This is a genomic window from Bartonella sp. CL70QHWL (genome assembly GCF_042194855.1).
Classification (GTDB): Bacteria; Pseudomonadota; Alphaproteobacteria; order Rhizobiales; family Rhizobiaceae; genus Bartonella.
The window spans coordinates 42,546-60,073 of the sequence record NZ_JBHINJ010000008.1; the positions used below are offsets into that span (position 1 = coordinate 42,546).

11 protein-coding genes, 1 tRNA gene and 1 pseudogene are annotated in these 17,528 nt (G+C 37.1%); 4 read left to right on the forward strand and 9 right to left on the reverse strand.

The window, feature by feature from the left end; translation table 11 throughout:
* Positions 1–138: 138 nt before the first annotated feature.
* Positions 139–448, reverse strand: a pseudogene (locus ACFIJZ_RS05130) (YbfB/YjiJ family MFS transporter).
* A gap of 535 nt (positions 449–983) precedes the next feature.
* A tRNA-Arg gene (locus tag ACFIJZ_RS05135) sits at positions 984–1,060 on the reverse strand.
* 263 nt (positions 1,061–1,323) lie between these two features.
* On the opposite strand from ACFIJZ_RS05135, the gene ACFIJZ_RS05140 reads away from it, so the two are divergent.
* Both ACFIJZ_RS05140 and ACFIJZ_RS05145 read left to right on the forward strand, forming a co-directional pair.
* Positions 1,324–2,097 carry an NAD kinase gene (locus tag ACFIJZ_RS05140; RefSeq protein ID WP_273790691.1) on the forward strand — a complete coding sequence of 258 codons (774 nt, stop codon included), beginning with the start codon at positions 1,324–1,326 and terminating at the stop codon, positions 2,095–2,097.
* 145 nt (positions 2,098–2,242) lie between these two features.
* On the forward strand, positions 2,243–3,646 hold the full coding sequence (locus ACFIJZ_RS05145; protein WP_375631225.1) for a DEAD/DEAH box helicase: 1,404 nt from the start codon (positions 2,243–2,245) through the stop codon (positions 3,644–3,646).
* 59 nt (positions 3,647–3,705) lie between these two features.
* On the opposite strand, the gene gltX (ACFIJZ_RS05150) is transcribed toward ACFIJZ_RS05145, so the two are convergent.
* The 7 genes from gltX (ACFIJZ_RS05150) to ACFIJZ_RS05180 all read right to left on the reverse strand — a co-directional run bounded on the left by gltX (ACFIJZ_RS05150) (position 3,706) and on the right by ACFIJZ_RS05180 (position 14,041).
* Positions 3,706–5,079 carry a glutamate--tRNA ligase gene (gene gltX / locus ACFIJZ_RS05150; protein WP_273790689.1) on the reverse strand — a complete coding sequence of 458 codons (1,374 nt, stop codon included), beginning with the start codon at positions 5,077–5,079 and terminating at the stop codon, positions 3,706–3,708.
* 10 nt (positions 5,080–5,089) lie between these two features.
* Positions 5,090–6,751 carry an NAD+ synthase gene (locus ACFIJZ_RS05155; protein ID WP_375631226.1) on the reverse strand — a complete coding sequence of 554 codons (1,662 nt, stop codon included), beginning with the start codon at positions 6,749–6,751 and terminating at the stop codon, positions 5,090–5,092.
* Between the two features lie 124 nt (positions 6,752–6,875).
* The gene (locus ACFIJZ_RS05160) at positions 6,876–8,255 is read right to left on the reverse strand and encodes a class II 3-deoxy-7-phosphoheptulonate synthase (protein ID WP_273790687.1); all 1,380 of its coding nucleotides are present in this window, start codon (positions 8,253–8,255) and stop codon (positions 6,876–6,878) included.
* A 68-nt stretch (positions 8,256–8,323) separates the two neighbouring features.
* Positions 8,324–9,715: a glutathione-disulfide reductase gene (gene gor / locus ACFIJZ_RS05165; RefSeq protein ID WP_273790686.1), complete on the reverse strand. Its 1,392-nt coding sequence runs from the start codon at positions 9,713–9,715 to the stop codon at positions 8,324–8,326.
* Between the two features lie 203 nt (positions 9,716–9,918).
* Positions 9,919–10,488 (reverse strand): DUF2059 domain-containing protein, encoded by a 570-nt coding sequence (locus tag ACFIJZ_RS05170; protein WP_375631227.1) that lies wholly within the window; start codon positions 10,486–10,488, stop codon positions 9,919–9,921.
* Between the two features lie 107 nt (positions 10,489–10,595).
* A complete protein-coding gene (gene rpiA, locus ACFIJZ_RS05175; RefSeq protein ID WP_273790684.1) occupies positions 10,596–11,300 on the reverse strand; it encodes a ribose-5-phosphate isomerase RpiA in 705 nt (234 codons plus the stop codon).
* 482 nt (positions 11,301–11,782) lie between these two features.
* Positions 11,783–14,041 (reverse strand): ComEC/Rec2 family competence protein, encoded by a 2,259-nt coding sequence (locus ACFIJZ_RS05180; protein WP_375631228.1) that lies wholly within the window; start codon positions 14,039–14,041, stop codon positions 11,783–11,785.
* 111 nt (positions 14,042–14,152) lie between these two features.
* Here ACFIJZ_RS05180 and gltX (ACFIJZ_RS05185) point away from each other — a divergent pair, with 111 nt between their 5' ends.
* Positions 14,153–15,583: a glutamate--tRNA ligase gene (gltX, locus tag ACFIJZ_RS05185; RefSeq protein WP_375631229.1), complete on the forward strand. Its 1,431-nt coding sequence runs from the start codon at positions 14,153–14,155 to the stop codon at positions 15,581–15,583.
* A gap of 262 nt (positions 15,584–15,845) precedes the next feature.
* Complete coding sequence (gene gltA, locus ACFIJZ_RS05190; RefSeq protein WP_273790681.1) at positions 15,846–17,141, forward strand: citrate synthase; 1,296 nt, start codon at positions 15,846–15,848, stop codon at positions 17,139–17,141.
* Positions 17,142–17,528 lie beyond the last annotated feature (387 nt).

Here is a 17,528-nt window from a genome sequence, read left to right on the forward strand (position 1 = left end):
TTGTTATAATTAAACCTATATGTTTTTAAAAATTTTGAACAGACATTAAGCTAACTCCAAACCAAATGTTTGTTGAATCAAGTGCTCTGTTCAAACTAATAATAACATATTCATTACCTAGTAGTAGAATATCAACTCCTACACCTGCATAAAGCGAAGCAATAATCCGCCCATATGGCTATGCTGTATGACTATAATAGAACCAAAAATCATCATTGCTGCACTCGCAACACCAGCAGCAAAACGGATCAAAAGGACTAAGTGTTAATGCTATGAAAATAATAAGTGCACTCATTACTATAGCTGCATAAGATAGCATACGAGGAGCAAGAAATATATTCCAAATTCTGCCAAACGTAAAGAACATACTCCCAACTAAATAACCATCATAATTAGCGCTTGGTATATAAGAACGTTGATTAAAGGTAAACAATCCCTCATCCAACATAACTGGCAATATTGGTGTATAGAGAAATCACCAAATACCCATAGCAAAACCATACCGAATACAGCATTTTGAAACAATTCAAATCTTGAAGGTTGTTTTTCCTCCTTATTGTTCCTTTAACTGGTGATATTTCTCATCCGCGTTCCATCTCACCATAACAGCCTTTAGCTCCAAAAATAGAATAAAAGAAAATTTAGCTATCTATTTTAATGCTCAAAACAATATATTTAGCGATCTACTATCAACATTGCCAGATCAGTTGTACAATAACATATTGAATTAATATGTATTTTTATGTTATAAATGTTTATAGTTAAATTGAAAGCATATTTAGATAATCTTGTTTTTTATCTCGATATTCAAAATGACTAACCGAAGAATTATATACGCAGCCGTAAATTTTGCTTCTCTTAAAATCATTTGCTTATTCGCTAAAAAACTTAATAAACAACTCAAATAACCATTTTCATAAAAGAGGAAATTGGCTTCTTTTTAGGTAATATTGTTATTTAGGATAATATGAAGTTGAAAAATTTGGTGCACCCGACAGAATTCGAATCTGTGACCTCTGCCTTCGGAGGGCAGCGCTCTATCCAGCTGAGCTACGGGTGCTTCACACTGATTATTAAAATCAGTTATGGTCTTTTAACTAATCATACTCTTAGCTTCAATGCTAAATTATCATTCTAATAAAAAAATTACTTGTTTGTGATTTATCTAACGACGCACTCCTTTTACTTTTTAATGATACTTTACCTTGAAATAACTTCTCTTTATTCAATGCTCTTTTTATTATAAAAAGAGCTTTTATTACAACTTCAAAACTCTCATAAATAAGTTACAACATAAATTATAAGTATCAGGATAATTTTTAAATGGCTACATTACCAAGTCGCTTTCATTTTATTTCCGCAGAAACTGAGGAGGCTATCAAAGCTACCCATAAATTAATTTCCGTTTATGGTCATTCTTCTCTGGAAGAAACTGATATTGTTGTTGCAATCGGTGGTGATGGGACAATGTTACAAACCGTACGAGACGTCATGAACACAGGCAAACCTATTTATGGCATGAATCAAGGTTCTGTAGGATTTCTTATGAATGAATTTCATGAAAAAAAATTGCCCAATCGTATTGCTGCCGCACATAAAAAAGAAATCCATCCCCTGCGCATGATTGCAAAATCTGAATGTCAAGATTCTATCGAGGCGCTTGCAATTAATGAAGTATCCCTCTTTCGGCAATCTTATCAAGCCGCAAAAATTCGCATCACCATTGATAACAACGTACGCATGGAACAATTAAGTTGTGATGGTGTCCTCGTCGCTACACCAGCTGGATCAACCGCCTATAATTTATCAGCACAAGGACCTATCTTACCTCTTATGGCTCCCCTTATGGCCCTCACTCCTGTTAGCCCTTTTCGCCCTCGGCGTTGGCATGGAGCTTTGCTTCCCAATACAGTAACAGTGCGCTTTGATATGCTTGAACCTGACAAACGCCCTGTAAATGCTGCTGCAGATAATATTGAAGTTAAATCTGTCCATTCAGTTACTATTTCAATGGCAACAGAAGTAACAGCTTCAATCCTTTTTGACTCAAATCATTCATGGGATGAGCGCATTTTATCAGAACAATTTCGCTATTAATGATTGTATTATGCGTTTTATGTGTATATGATTGTTATAGTTAATTTTTTGTAAAAACATCTTAACACTTTTAAAGAGTGTAGAATATTGGTTATAATTATCATTTAGATAACGCAGTTAAAATCACAGAGCAGTTGATAAAAAAATGATACCATCTTTAAACAGTTTTGATGATTTAGGTCTTTCCGCAAAGGTTATTAATGCGGTGAAATCAGCGGGGTATACAGCTCCAACACCTATTCAAAGCGAAACAATTCCGCATGTCCTTCAAAGAAAAGACGTTTTAGGAATCGCCCAAACGGGAACAGGTAAAACTGCCTCTTTCGTATTGCCTATGCTCACTCTCCTTGAAAAAGGTCGTGCAAGAGCACGAATGCCCCGTACGCTCATCTTAGAACCAACAAGAGAAATTGCAGCTCAAGTTGAAGAAAATTTCGATAAATACGGAATAAATCATCGTTTAAATGTTGCTCTTTTGATTGGTGGAGTTTCTTTTGAACTCCAAGATCGCAAACTTGAACGGGGAGCTGATGTTCTTATAGCAACACCAGGGCGCCTTCTTGATCATTGCGAGCGCGGTAAACTGCTCCTGATGGGCGTTGAAATCCTTGTGATTGATGAAGCTGATCGCATGTTGGATATGGGCTTTATTCCTGATATTGAACGCATCTGTAAGCTAACTCCTTTTACGCGTCAAACTTTGTTCTTTTCTGCAACAATGGCGCCAGAAATTACAAAACTAACGAAACAATTTTTACATTCTCCTGTATCTGTTGAAGTTACAAAAGCATCCTCAACTGCAACCACAATTACACAGCGGCTTGTCAAATCTGGAAATAAATCATGGGATAAAAGAGCGGTTTTACGAGAGCTTATCCAAAATGAAGGTGCAGAGCTTCAAAATGCAATCATTTTCTGTAATCGAAAGAGAGATATCTCTGAACTTTTTAGATCGCTCATCAAACATAACTTTAATGTAGGGGCACTTCATGGAGATATGGACCAATATTCGCGCATGAACACCCTAGCTGATTTTAAAAATAATAAACTTACACTTCTTGTTGCTTCTGATGTTGCTGCCCGTGGACTCGATATTCCAGCTGTAAGTCATGTATTTAACTATGATGTTCCTACACATGCTGAAGACTATATCCATCGAATTGGTCGTACAGGGCGTGCAAATCGCAGCGGAAAAGCTTTTACAATTGTCACAAAAGCTGATCAAAAATATATCAATGCCATCGAAGAAATGAGTAATGAAAAAATTGAATGGCTCAATGGAGATCTCTCAACTTTAATAGCTGATGATCAAACAGAAGATATTGTTGTAAAGAAAAAATCTTCAAAACCATCAAAGAAAACTGCTCCAAAAGAGCCTGTTGTTCACACTAAAAAATCTGTAGAAGAGAATAAAATAGAATATATCAAAAATGCAAATAATAAGGAGAAGCCATCTGAGCAACAACGCTCACGAAAAAATAAGAATTACACACCCATTGGATTTGGTGATGATATTCCTGCTTTCATGCTTATAAAAACGTGTAAATAAACCCGTTCTTTACTCTCTTTAAGAGTGAAATGAACGAAATACTTTAAAAAAATCCGCTCTTATTTCCTAGAGAGCCTTTCCGTTACCTTTTCACGCCCTAAAAGCTGCAAAATTTTTCCCATTTCAGGTCCATGATCCATGCCCGTAAGTGCCTGACGTAATGGCATAAATAAAGCTTTTCCTTTTCGACCTGTTTTTTCTTTTAATGCTGTTGTCCAAATTTTCCAACTTTCCTCATTCAAAGCACCTTCAGGTAAGAAATCGAGTGATTGGTGCACAAAAGCACGATCCTCTAGTGCTACTGTATCAAAATTCTGTTCATCATGAATGATTTTCCACCAAAAAACAGCATCATTGACTTTATTAATATTGCTTCTTATCGCGTTCCAGAAATATTCCGCCTTATCTCCCTCAATAGAAAGTTTTTTAAGGCGCATTTTTACTTCCTCATAGGTTAACTCATGGACAAGATGACTATTCAAAGCAAGAAGATCAGCAATATCAAATTTTGCAACGGATCTTGACGTATCTTGGAGATTAAAATGCTCTAAAAGCGCAGCTTGATTGGGATAGGGATGCACATTTTGCGATGTCCCAATCAAAACGGCAAGGCATTGAACAGCTATAGATTCAAATCCTTCTTCCCGTAGAGAACGAATAGAAAGATCATTATTACGTTTTGAAAATCCTTTTCCTAAAACTGTCGCCAATAAATTGGTATGAGCAAAAACCGGTAATTCTGCATTAAGAGCTTTAAAAAGAGCAATTTGAGCGCCTGTATTTGTAATATGATCATCCCCACGAATAATATGCGTAATAGCCATATCTACATCATCAACAATAGACGGCAATGTATAAAGATAGGTTCCATCTTCACGAATAAGAACAGGATCTGAAAGAGAAGCTAAATCAATCGTCTGCTTTCCCTTTATTGCATCATTCCAGCAAACTTCTGTTCGCTTTGTGTGTAAAGGATCACTTTCAAAATTAGGAAGAAGAAAACGCCAATGGGGTTTACGACCTTGTGATTCAAAGTTTTTTCTCTCTTCTGTTGTCAACTTCAATGCTGCACGGTCATAAACAGGAGGCAATTTGCGTGAAAGCTGGATTTTACGACGCCGCTCTAATTCCTCTGTTGTCTCATAACAAGGATAAAGAAGACCACGTTGTTTGAGAATTTCTGCCACTTCATCATATCGATTAAATCGCTTGGATTGGTAATAAATTGCATCTGGTTGAATACCAAGCCATTCAAGGTCAACAGCAATAGCATCGATATATTCTTGTTTAGAACGTTCAATATCTGTATCATCATAGCGTAAAATAAATTCTCCCTTATACGCTTGCGCATAAAGCCAGTTGAAAAGCGCAATACGGATATTGCCAATATGAATATAACCTGTTGGAGAGGGAGCAAAACGAACTTTAACCATAAAATAATACTCAATTTTTATCGCGAAAATGATTGACTATGGGATAGCGACGATCGCGTCCGAAATTTTTGTAACTGATTTTTACACCAGGCGCAGATTGACGCCTTTTATATTCGGCACCATAAAGAAGCTGTTCAACTTTCGCAACAGTTTCTCGTGAGTGTCCACGTTTAACAATATCACAAATACTCATGTCATTTTCTACAAGAGATTGTAAGATATCATCTAAAATAGGATAAGGCGGAAGAGAATCTTCATCTTTTTGATTTTCTCGCAGCTCTGCAGAAGGCGCTTTTTCTATAATATTGGATGGAATGACAATCCCTTCTGGTCCTCTTAAATTGTGCAAGTGATTTTTATTGCGCCACTCAGCTAATGCATAAACCTGCATTTTATAAATATCTTTTATAGGATTAAACCCGCCATTCATATCCCCATACAGTGTTGCATATCCTACAGCCATTTCTGACTTATTGCCTGTCGTTACCACCATTGAACCGAATTTATTTGAAAGAGCCATTAAAACTGTACCGCGTATACGACTTTGAAGATTTTCCTCTGTGACGTCAGAGGGTAACCCTGAAAAAACAGGTGCCATTGTTTCAAGAAAAGCTTCAACAGCTTGCTCAATCGGTATGATTTCATAACGACATCCCAAAAGATCAGCACATTCTTTAGCATCTTTTAATGATTCTTGCGAAGTATAATGATAGGGCATCATAATGGTGCGAACCCTCTCAGCACCAAGAGCATCCACCGCCATTGCCGTACACAGGGCTGAATCAATTCCTCCTGAAAGACCAAGAATAACATCCTTAAAGCCGTTTTTATTAACGTAATCTTTCAACCCCAAAACACAAGCTTGATAATCAGCCGCTAATCCATTGAGAAGACTTTCATTAGGACCTGAAATACAGTGCCATCCCGTCGTTGTTTTTTGCCAATGGCTTAAAGCAATATGGCTATCAAAGTGTTTCATTTGAAATATCTTTTTGCCTTGTCCATTCAAGGCAAAAGACCCACCATCAAAAACGAGCTCATCTTGACCACCTACTTGATTAGCGTAGATAATTGGCACTCCAGATTGTAGAGCTTGCGTATGAATAACATCTATACGTTTTAAAGTTTTATTACGATAGTAGGGAGATCCGTTAAGGACAAGAATAATTTCCGCTCCTTTATCTTTAAGCTCTGTACTCAGAGAGGAATCATTCCAAAGATCCTCACAAATGACTATTCCTAATTTGATTCCATGATAGACAATAGGCTGAGGACGTGGACCTGAAGAAAATAAACGCTTTTCATCAAATTCAGCATAATTAGGTAAATCAAACTTCAAATTTTCGGCAATGACTCTCCCTTCATCAAGAACCATGACAGCGTTGTAAATATTACCATTGCGCCTTAATGGAAGACCAATGACAATTCCTGGTCCGCCTACGGTTATCTTTGCTAATTTCTCAACAGTCTCTTCACATGTTTTTGTAAAAGCAGGTTTTAGAACAAGATCTTCCGGCGGATAAGCGCTTATAAAAAGTTCCGTGAATAAAACAAGATCAGCCCCCTCTTCTTTGGCCTTTTGATGCGCCATGACAGCTAAAGAAAAATTCCCCTCAATATCACCGACAATAGGATTTAATTGGGCAATTGATACCCGAAAATCATTTTTCATAAGCCTTTGTATCATTTCATCAGTTTAGCAACCACAACTTTATTCCTCATCATCGGAAATATCACTTTTTTAAAAATTCTCTTCTGCCATAATGACCTAAAAAAAATATTAAGTAAATTTTTGCCTACCCCTCAGCAGCAATTGCTAACGAGTCAGTCGCACGATTTTTTTTAAGGAGTTCAGCAACAAGAAAAGCCAATTCTAACGCTTGATCTGCATTTAGCCGAGGATCACATTGCGTATGATAACGATCAGATAGATCGTCCACAGAAATGGCATGCGCCCCTCCTGTACATTCAGTAACATCACGACCTGTCATCTCAATATGAATGCCCCCTGGATAAGTTCCTTCTCCACGATGCACTGCAAAAAAATTCTCTACTTCTTTTAAAACATAATCAAAGGGACGCGTCTTATAACCATTGGCAGTAATTGTATTGCCATGCATTGGATCACATGACCATATAACCGCACGCTTCTCGCGTTCAACGGCACGGATGAGTTTAGGCAGATAACGTTCAACTTTATCATAACCAAAGCGCGTAATGAGAGTAAGCCGCCCCAACTCGTTTTCAGGATTTAAAATATCAATTAATTTTAAAAGCTCATCAGACTCAATGGAAGGACCACATTTTAATCCTATAGGATTTTTAATGCCGCGACAATATTCAACGTGAGCATGGTCAATCTGACGCGTACGGTCACCAATCCATAGCATATGACCAGATGTTGCATACCAATTTCCTGAAGTTGAATCAATCCGAGTCAAAGCCTCTTCATAACCAAGCAACAGTGCTTCATGACTGGTATAAAAAGATGTTTCACGCAATGAAGAATGTGTTTTGGATGTAATCCCTATAGAACGCATAAAATCAATTGCTTCAGAAATACGCTCTGCCAATAATTCATAACGTTCCCCCTGCGGACTGTTAGAAACAAAACTCAACATCCATGTGTGAACATTTTCTAAATTAGCATAGCCACCTTGTGAAAAAGCACGCAATAGATTAAGTGTTGCCGCAGATTGGCGATAAGCCATAGACATCCGTTGCGGATCTGGAATACGAGAACCGGCTTCAAATTCAATGCCATTAATAATATCCCCACGATAAGCAGGAAATTCAACCCCCTCTTTTCTTTCTATATCAGAAGAGCGAGGCTTTGCAAATTGACCAGCAATACGACCAATTTTAACAACCGGTTTAGAACTACCAAAGGTTAAAACAATCGCCATTTGCAAAAATACGCGAAAAAAATCACGGATATTATCAGCTTCATGTTCTGCAAAGCTTTCGGCACAATCACCACCTTGTAATAAAAAAGCTTGGCCTTTCGCAACGGCTGCTAATTCATTTTTTAAATCACGTGCTTCACCGGCAAAAACTAAAGGAGGATAGCTTCTCAGTTTTCGCTCAACATCTTCTAACATAGACTTATCCGGATAAGTCGGAACTTGTTTAATTGGCCTTGTTCTCCAAGTGTCAGGCGCCCATTCTTTTATCATTACACTCTCTCTAAAGATTAAGCTTAAAGATTAGCATCTCAAAAACTTTTTACCATAATATATGCTGTTTAACTTTCTATTTTCTTCCCATTTTCATATATATAACTTGGTTTATACATTGTTACCAATTCTTCTGCCATCGTTGGATGCACTGCCATCGTCTCGTCAAAGATATCCTTCGTCAGCTTACCCTTGAGAGATATCCCTATAAGCTGTGCCATCTCACCAGCATTTTCCCCTAAAATATGAGCGCCCACAACAATACGGCTTTCACCATCAACAATGAGTTTCATAAGCATTTTCTCTGAACTACCAGAAAGAACATTACGCATAGGACGAAAAACTGTACGATAAATTTCAAGACGCTTATAACGCTTTACCGCCTCTTCTTCTGAAAGACCCACCGTTCCAATCTCTGGCTGTGAAAAAACTGCTGTTGTAATTAAATCATAATCAGGTGTTGTGGGAATATTCTCAAATGCTGTCTTAACAAAACACATTGCATCATGAATCGCAACAGGTGTTAATTGAATATGACCTGTTACATCACCAACAGCCCAAATATGGGGGATATTTGTTGTCATTTTCTCATCAACAACAACTGCACCAAATTCATCCACTTGAACACCTGCCCTATCAAGTCTTAAACCCGTTGTATTTGGTACACGCCCCGTAGCCAACATAATCTGATCGGCACTGATTATTTTCCCATTTGATAAAACAACTTCATAACAATTTTCTGCAGCCTGCACTTTAGAAATTGTTATTCCGTAGAGAATAGAAATCCCTTTTTCAATCATTGCATCGCTGAGCAATTGCCGCAAATCATGATCAAAATTACGAAGGATTAAATCACTCCGATGGAGAAGTGTTGTTTTTACACCTAATTCATGAAAAATATTAGCAAATTCAACACCAATATACCCTCCACCAACAATGACTATTGATTTTGGGAGTTGATCAAGGTCAAAAATCTCATTAGAAGTAAGGCAAAATTCACCACCTTCTATGGGAGTATTTTGTGCAAATTTTGCTCCCGTTGCAATCAAAATTTTTTCTGCACTTACCCGCTCACCCGTGGCAGAAAGCTCTAATGTGTGATCATCTATAAAAGTAGCACGACTTTCATAAATATGCACATTGTTATTTTCTAATCCCTTACGATACAGCCCTTCTAACCTTGATATTTCTTTATTTTTAGCTGCAACCAACTTTTCCCAGCTAAAAATTGGATCCGCATATTCCCACCCAAAACCAACACTTTTCTTAAATTCTTTTACATATTGTGATGCATAAACATAAAGTTTTTTGGGAACGCAACCACGAATAACACAAGTGCCCCCTATACGATATTCCTCTGCTATAGCGACCCGCTTGCCAAGACCTCCAGCAAGCCGTGCTGCACGCACTCCACCAGAACCACTTCCAATAACAAATAAATCAAAATCAAAAGAGCCCACGAATTATTCCTTCTTATATAGCTGCAAGAGTAGGCTAAGGTCTTTTATTATCAAATGAAAGTCTTTTTTTCTTTTGAAGAAGCATTTTTTATAAAGCAGTATTCTAAAAAGACCTACTCTCATTAAAATATTAAAAACGGCGGGAAAACCGCCGCTATAAAAAAAATCAGAAATTGCCCATTGTTGTCATGATATCGATCAAGCTATTTTTTATTTTCTGAAGATTCTGATTTTATTGGCATATTTGTAGGCATAGTAAAATTATTCAAATTAAGTGTTTCAGACATCTCTTTTTTCACATTTTCTACAAGATCCCGCATAAGAGCAGTACGCCATATATCAAATGCTGAATAAGAATCACGTGCAATATTGGGGACTTCTGTCAAAAACTTTTTACCGGTATCAGAATTATAAAATGTTGTTATCGCATCAAGCTCTTTTTGAGTAAAATATTTTGCATATACATGAGCAATCTCTTTTTCTAGATCAGAGCGCCTTTTAATTAAAGCAAGCGCCTGCTTATCAACAATATCAGAAATAGCTGTTGCTAAATTCGGATCATCGCTGATCAGTTCATTTTTGAAATCATGGACCGCATTTGGTAAAAAACTATCAAATTGATCCGTTGCATGAATAGCTCTGATTGCCTTTCGCGCTGAATCCAAATGTTGATCACTCACACCTTGTGCATAAACCGTTCCAACATTTACAAAAAAAATAGCAATTACACCAAAATATACGACAAAACGCTGAAAAGAAAATATTATTTTCATTTAATGATTACCCCGATAGCTAATTATAATTTTAATTCGTTATTCTACCTAAAATCTTTAAGACCCTTTATTTACTGTGCTAACATATCATCATGTAAATGCCTTTTCTAAAAATCAAACGGTTCTAAAACTTTTATTTGACCATCAGCCATAGCGACAATTGCACGTGAAGCCAACCCCAAAAAAAGGCCATGCTCAACAACACCAGGAATAGCAAGAAGTGCATCCGATAATGGTTTTGGTTGCAAAATGCAGCCCCAAAATGCATCAAGAATAAAATGGCCACCATCTGTTTCAAAAGGATCTTTTCCATTCATTCGCAATGAAATTTTCCCAGAAAGCCCTAAATCATCAGCGACTTTTTCAATGGCTCTGCATGTTGTGTGGATACCAAATGGATTAACTTCAATTGGTAGTGCAAAAGCACCAAGTCTTTTTACCACCTTTGTTTCATCCGCAATGACAAGCATTGCACGAGATGCCGATGCTACAATTTTTTCATACAACAATGCTCCCCCTCCCCCTTTAATGAGCATCATCTCAGGACCAATTTCATCTGCTCCGTCAATATCAAGGTCCAGCTCAGGTATTTGTTCTAAAGTGCTAACAGGCACTCCAAACTTATGACAGAGTTGTTCAGAATATCTTGAAGTAGCAACACCAGTCACACGCAAACCATCCGCAACACGCTCACCTAGAAGACGAATAAATTCATTGACTGTCGAACCAGATCCGATACCAAGCCGCATACCATCTTCAACAAACTCAAGCGCTTTAATAGCTGCCATTTTTTTTAACTGCTGAACATTCATGAATGACTTTGCCTTCTATCCGTATAAGCAGCATTTATCACCCCTATTACCACCGATAATAATGATAATAAAAGATAACCTCTTGACGCAATCTATTTAAATTTACCATCATCTTTTGCTTGAAGAGATGTTACCCGTTATAGAAATATATGATAAGAATAAAATAGAATAATCAACAATTATCTTTTTTATTTCTTTGAGAAGATTTGTTAGCATTTTTTTCATTCAATAAGAATTTTTGATTTATCTTGTGCTATCAATAGGATGCACAAAGATGCACATATCAATTTTTTTGAAAAAATTAAAATGATCAGATATAAAAAATCATCTATTTCTAGAAAACTGTAGATTATTATCTCGTTTCAATGACGTTGATAAAATTACCAATCTAAATACCGTAAAATATTATGAGAAAAGTCTTCTGTTATTTTTTGTTTTGTCATTATCCAAATGTGAAGCAAAATATGACCGATTATATGTTTTTATGAATGCTGTCTGTGCATATTCCATGGTCTATGAAACCCTAGAGAAGACCAAATAATATCTCCACCTTTGGTCATCATAACGCTTCCTCGTGATAACAATTGTTGAGGCATAAATATTATTTTTGCCTTCTTGTAACAAGTTGGATTATGCATCACAAATGTCTGAATGAGAATATCTGCCTCTACACATTGATCTGTTTCTCTCTGTAAAACGATCACTTTTAATCCATTATCCAATAAAGATGTACATACATGATAATCACAAATAAATTGTCCGTGCAACGAAGGACCATATTTTGTTGGTTTAATCGTTTCATTCACACGAAATGACTTTTTCCATATGGATGTCGTGAACTTAGAAATATGGTAACGATCAATATATAATTTTTTATCATGGATAACGCCCACGAGACGCATATTATCTGCTATAATCAGTTGTACAGGTGAATGCATTACACAAATAGAAATACCTGTCAAAATAAACAAACTAAAAAAGAGTCGGATGGGTGTTTTGCAAAAAGTCAGTCCAACCAAGCCTATACTCAATAAAACTAACGCTGATAACGGCATAAAACCAGGATTCAAATCAGGAGAAATAGCCTTGATAGCATGTGCAATCTTTATTACAAGATCAACTCCAAAACCCATAATTTGAAGAGGAAGCCATTCGAATCCTCCTAACATTGCAAGAACTGCGATTAATCCAAAGGGAATGACAAAAATTGAGATGACAGGCAAAGCAAAAGCATTACTAATAATGCTCAAAGATGCCATATTAGAAAAATGATAAGCAGCATAAATTCCACTTGCACTCCCTGCAACAAAGGAAGAAGCACATGTTGAAAGCATCGATGAGAAAACAAAATTTATCACTCCTCCTCCAACATAAGAGGGAGTTGTTTTTCTTTTACGAAAAAATGATCTTCCACTCCACCAATCAAAAAAAGCGATCAAAGCAGCAGTCGCAGAAAAGGACATTTGAAAGCTAGGACCTAATATTTCATGGGGTGTCATCGCTAGAGTTATCAACCCTGCAATGGAAAAATTACGCATTGTTATAGCAGAGCGATTACACAATATAGCAACCAACATAACAGCAATCATCACAAAACTTCTTTGCGCTGATATTGCTAAGCCCGACAATAACAAATAAAAAGCTGTTATCATAAAAGCAACGATAGCAGCAAATTTTTTACTGGAATAATAGGAAGAAAAAACTGGAAAAAATGCTAAAAAACTACGGATACTCAAAAGAACTATGCCGCTTAACAACGCCATATGTAAACCTGATATTGATAAAATATGAGCTAATCCAGCTGTACGTAATGCTTCATTTGTCTCATTTGAAATACCAGCACGCTGCCCTGTTATGAGGGCAGCTGCAACACTCCCCTTTTCTCCTTCAAGGGCTATATGGATTCTTTGTGTCATCTTCGTGCGTAAATTTTCAATTTTCTGTAGAATGATAGCGAATATTCCATCAGGCTGCGAAACGAATATTTTTCTTGGTTTTTCTAAATAAACGCCTTGTGCTCCAATTCTTTTAAAATAATTATGAAAACTAAAATCGTAGCCTCCTGGACGCACAGGCCCAGAGAATGCACGAATCTTAACTTTTCCATGCAGTCCATCACCAATCGCTAAGCCAGATGGCAAATATCTTGCCGATAAACGAACACGATGAAGACTATGGCGTAATACAGGATTTTCTGTATTCAAAATCTCCAAAACTAAACGAAATCCTCCTTTGGCACCTGACTCAATAGAAACAATTCTTCCCGTCAATGTAGTGACAATGTCACTGCTTAGCATGGGTGTTGCAATACGCCATGTTTCTATTTTTGCCGCTAAAGCACCCAATATAATACAAAACAGAAACCCCACGGGAATCCATATTTTTCGATAAAAACGTGCAACATAGAATATTCCCAGAAAAATACTGACCAACGCCCCCAATTGTCCCCAACTTGGTTCCCACTCTAAATGAAAATAGAAAATGATTCCTAGGGCAAAAAAGACTAAAATCAGCGAAAAAAGGATACCAAAAGAAACTTCTTTATTGATACAATCTTCTAACCATTTGCGAAAAAAAATGATTACTTCTTTTAAGAGTGTCAATAAAAAAAGTTTTTGTTGGTTATAGCTACCGTTCTTTGCATCATCATATCTAGAAAAAACACTCTGCCCTACCTGACATGGCTTTTTTCCTTCTGTAACAGATTTTTCGGATAAACCCTCTTTACTTTTATAAAACATCAGTCCCCCACTTTAACTCGCAATACGGCTATTGCACGCCCCATCACTTATGCTAACATGACTTTTCTATAAAATTCCATAAGTAATATCTTAGTTTAAAGGAAAATATTCGTGTCTGTTATTACTCGTTTTGCCCCTTCACCCACTGGCTTCCTTCATATTGGTGGTGCTCGTACTGCTCTTTTTAATTGGCTTTATGCAAAACATACCGGTGGAAAAATGCTTTTACGAATTGAAGATACAGACCGAGAGCGTTCAACAGAAGCAGCTGTAAAAGCCATTATAGATGGCTTGCACTGGATGGGTCTTAGTTACGATGGCGCCCCTATTTCGCAATTCGAACGTGCAGAACGTCACCGCCAAATCGCTGAACAGTTGGTCAAGAATGGTAAAGCATATTATTGTTATGCTTCACCTGAAGAGTTAGCTGAAATGCGTGAAAAAGCCCGTGCAGAAGGGCGCCCACCACGTTATGATGGACGTTGGCGCGACCGTGATAGTTCTGAAGCTCCTAAAGGTGTTAAGCCTGTTATTCGCATCAAAGCCCCTCAAGATGGAGAAACGATTGTACATGATCGCGTTCAAGGTGATGTCCGTTTTCCTAATAAAGATCTCGATGACTTCATTATTTTGCGTTCTGATGGTTCGCCTACCTATATGCATGCTGTTGTCGTTGATGATCATGATATGGGCATCACACATATTATACGTGGTGACGATCATCTTACCAACGCAGCCCGACAAACGATTATCTTTAAAGCAATGGGATGGGACATTCCTGTTATGGCCCATATTCCTCTTATCCATGGTGAAAACGGTGCAAAATTATCAAAGCGACATGGTGCGCTCGGTGTTGATGCCTACCGAACAATGGGATATCTTCCTGCTGCTTTGCGCAATTACCTTGTCCGTTTAGGTTGGAGTCATGGTGATGACGAACTGATGTCACTTAAAGATATGATTTCTTGGTTTGATATTGAGGATATTAACAAAGGTGCTGCTCGTTTTGATCTCAAAAAGCTCGATTCCATCAACGGACACTATATGCGTATGAGTAATGATCAAGAACTTTTTGATGCCGCTCTTAATATTCTACCAGAAACCGATAGGGGAGCACAAATTATTGAAAAACTTGATGAAAAACGCCGTGTTCAATTTTTAAAAGCAATCCCGCATTTGAAAGAACGTTCAAAAACACTGTGCGAACTGATTGACAATGCCTCCTTCATTTTTACGCAACGACCTTTACAACTTGATGAAAAAGCTCAAATACTCTTAGATAAAAATGGACGAACCATTTTAAACGATCTTTATCTTGCTCTGAAAGCTTGCCCCTCTTGGGATACAAAAACTCTAGATGAAACACTTCGCTCTTTTGTCCAAACACAGAATCTCAAATTTGGATCTATCGCCCAACCACTTCGCGCAGCTCTTACAGGATGTGCAACATCACCAGGTGTTTTGGATATTCTTATTTTATTAGGACGCGATGAATCCCTTCATCGCATCAAGGACCAACTTATCACAACAATATGCCCATGATGTGCACTGAGTATATTTCCTCAAATAAGGATCTATACAGATATCTCAACGCGCCCTAAAAGAGTTTTTTATGTTATATCATTGAAATACATTTCTTATTGAGTAATAATGATCAATAAGGAAATATTTTTAGATTGCATGTACTCACTTTTAGAGGCAATCTACCCTTAATATAAGTAAGAAAAGCTTCAGTTATACATCCCCCACTCTGATGAAGCAGAGTCTTAATTTTTAGAAGTGAAGGATCTGAAAGGAATACCGAATGTCTGAGAATAACGCATATATTATTGTGAATGATAAAAAAGTAGAGCTTCCCTTGCGTAAAGGCACGAGTGGACCTGAAGTCATTGAAATTGCTTCTCTCTACAAAAAAACCGATATTTTTACTTATGATCCTGGTTTTACTTCAACAGCTTCTTGTGAATCAAAAATTACTTATATCGATGGTGATAAAGGTATATTGCTTTATCGTGGTTATCCTATTGATCAATTGGCTGAAAAAGGAGACTTTCTCGAAAGTTGTTATCTTTTACTTTATGGTGAACTCCCAACACAGCAAGAAAAAAATGAATTTGATCGATGTATTATGCAGCATACCATGGTACACGAACAGTTTGCACGCTTCTTCCATGGCTTCCGTCGTGATTCTCATCCTATGGCCGTCATGGTTGCCTGCCTTGGCGCTATGTCTGCGTTCTATCACGACTCTATTGATATTACAGATCCTCACCAGAGAATGATTGCTTCTGTTCGTCTTATCTCAAAAGTTCCAACGCTTGCTGCTATGGCCTATAAATACAGTATCGGACAAGCATTTGTTTATCCACGTAATGATCTTAATTATGCTGCAAATTTCCTCCATATGTGCTTTGCAGTTCCTTGTGAAGAATATAAAACAAACCCTGTGCTTGCTCGGGCGATGGATCAAATCTTTATCCTTCATGCAGATCATGAACAAAATGCTTCTACATCTACGGTACGTCTTGCTGGATCCTCGGGTGCTAATCCGTTTGCCTGTATTGCAGCAGGAGTTGCATGCCTTTGGGGACCAGCACATGGTGGTGCCAATGAAGCATGTCTAAAAATGCTACAAGAAATAGGTTCTATTAAAAGAATTCCTGAATTTATTGCACGTGCAAAAGATAAAAATGATCCTTTCCGCCTTATGGGCTTTGGGCACCGTGTCTATAAAAATTATGATCCACGTGCAAAAATCATGCAAAAAACCTGTCATAAAGTTTTAAAAGAACTCAACATTCAAGATGACCCTCTTCTTGATATTGCAATAGAGCTTGAAAAAATTGCCTTAAGTGATGAATATTTTATTGAGAAAAAGCTTTATCCCAATGTTGATTTCTATTCCGGCATTACATTAAAAGCTCTAGGTTTTCCAACTGAAATGTTTACTGTCCTTTTTGCATTGGCGCGCAGTGTCGGGTGGGTGGCACAATGGAAAGAAATGATTGAAGACCCTGCACAAAAAATTGGTCGTCCTCGACAACTCTACACAGGCTATGCTATGCGTGACTATGTTCCTATAGATGAACGTGCAAATTAAAAAAAGAGATCAATAAAGCTTCAATTTACTGAAGCTTTATTGAGAGTAATCAAAAAACATCCTTTAAGAATTTTTATAAAACGTGATTTTAAAACTCTTTCTACAGAGATAACATCATCATAAAAATTTACTAAAAAATTCTAAGTTTTAGCTCTGTAAAGAAATTGAGAATACTTTTCTGCGAATTAGCCAAACATTTAGCAAAAAGAAATTGAAAATTTTACCTTATAATCCTCATTATCTTTAATAGAAATGTATTCCCTATCATTCCCCCATGTTTAAAAGCCCTATTACATATTAAAATCTAGCAATGTCAGAATTTTTCTTTCTATCTTCTTCAGATAAAATTGCAAAAGGCTTACATTAAGTGCTTTTCTAAGATGCCAA

Coding starts and splice junctions, on each gene's coding strand:
- gltA (WP_273790681.1), top strand. CDS start 15,846: ATGTCTGAGAATAACGCATATATTATTGTGAATGATAAAAAAGTAGAG.
- ACFIJZ_RS05160 (WP_273790687.1), bottom strand. CDS start 8,255: ATGATAAAAGAATGGGCGCCTGACACTTGGAGAACAAGGCCAATTAAA.
- ACFIJZ_RS05145 (WP_375631225.1), top strand. CDS start 2,243: ATGATACCATCTTTAAACAGTTTTGATGATTTAGGTCTTTCCGCAAAG.
- rpiA (WP_273790684.1), bottom strand. CDS start 11,300: ATGAATGTTCAGCAGTTAAAAAAAATGGCAGCTATTAAAGCGCTTGAG.
- ACFIJZ_RS05155 (WP_375631226.1), bottom strand. CDS start 6,751: ATGAAAAATGATTTTCGGGTATCAATTGCCCAATTAAATCCTATTGTC.
- ACFIJZ_RS05140 (WP_273790691.1), top strand. CDS start 1,324: ATGGCTACATTACCAAGTCGCTTTCATTTTATTTCCGCAGAAACTGAG.
- ACFIJZ_RS05180 (WP_375631228.1), bottom strand. CDS start 14,041: ATGTTTTATAAAAGTAAAGAGGGTTTATCCGAAAAATCTGTTACAGAA.
- ACFIJZ_RS05170 (WP_375631227.1), bottom strand. CDS start 10,488: ATGAAAATAATATTTTCTTTTCAGCGTTTTGTCGTATATTTTGGTGTA.
- gltX (WP_273790689.1), bottom strand. CDS start 5,079: ATGGTTAAAGTTCGTTTTGCTCCCTCTCCAACAGGTTATATTCATATT.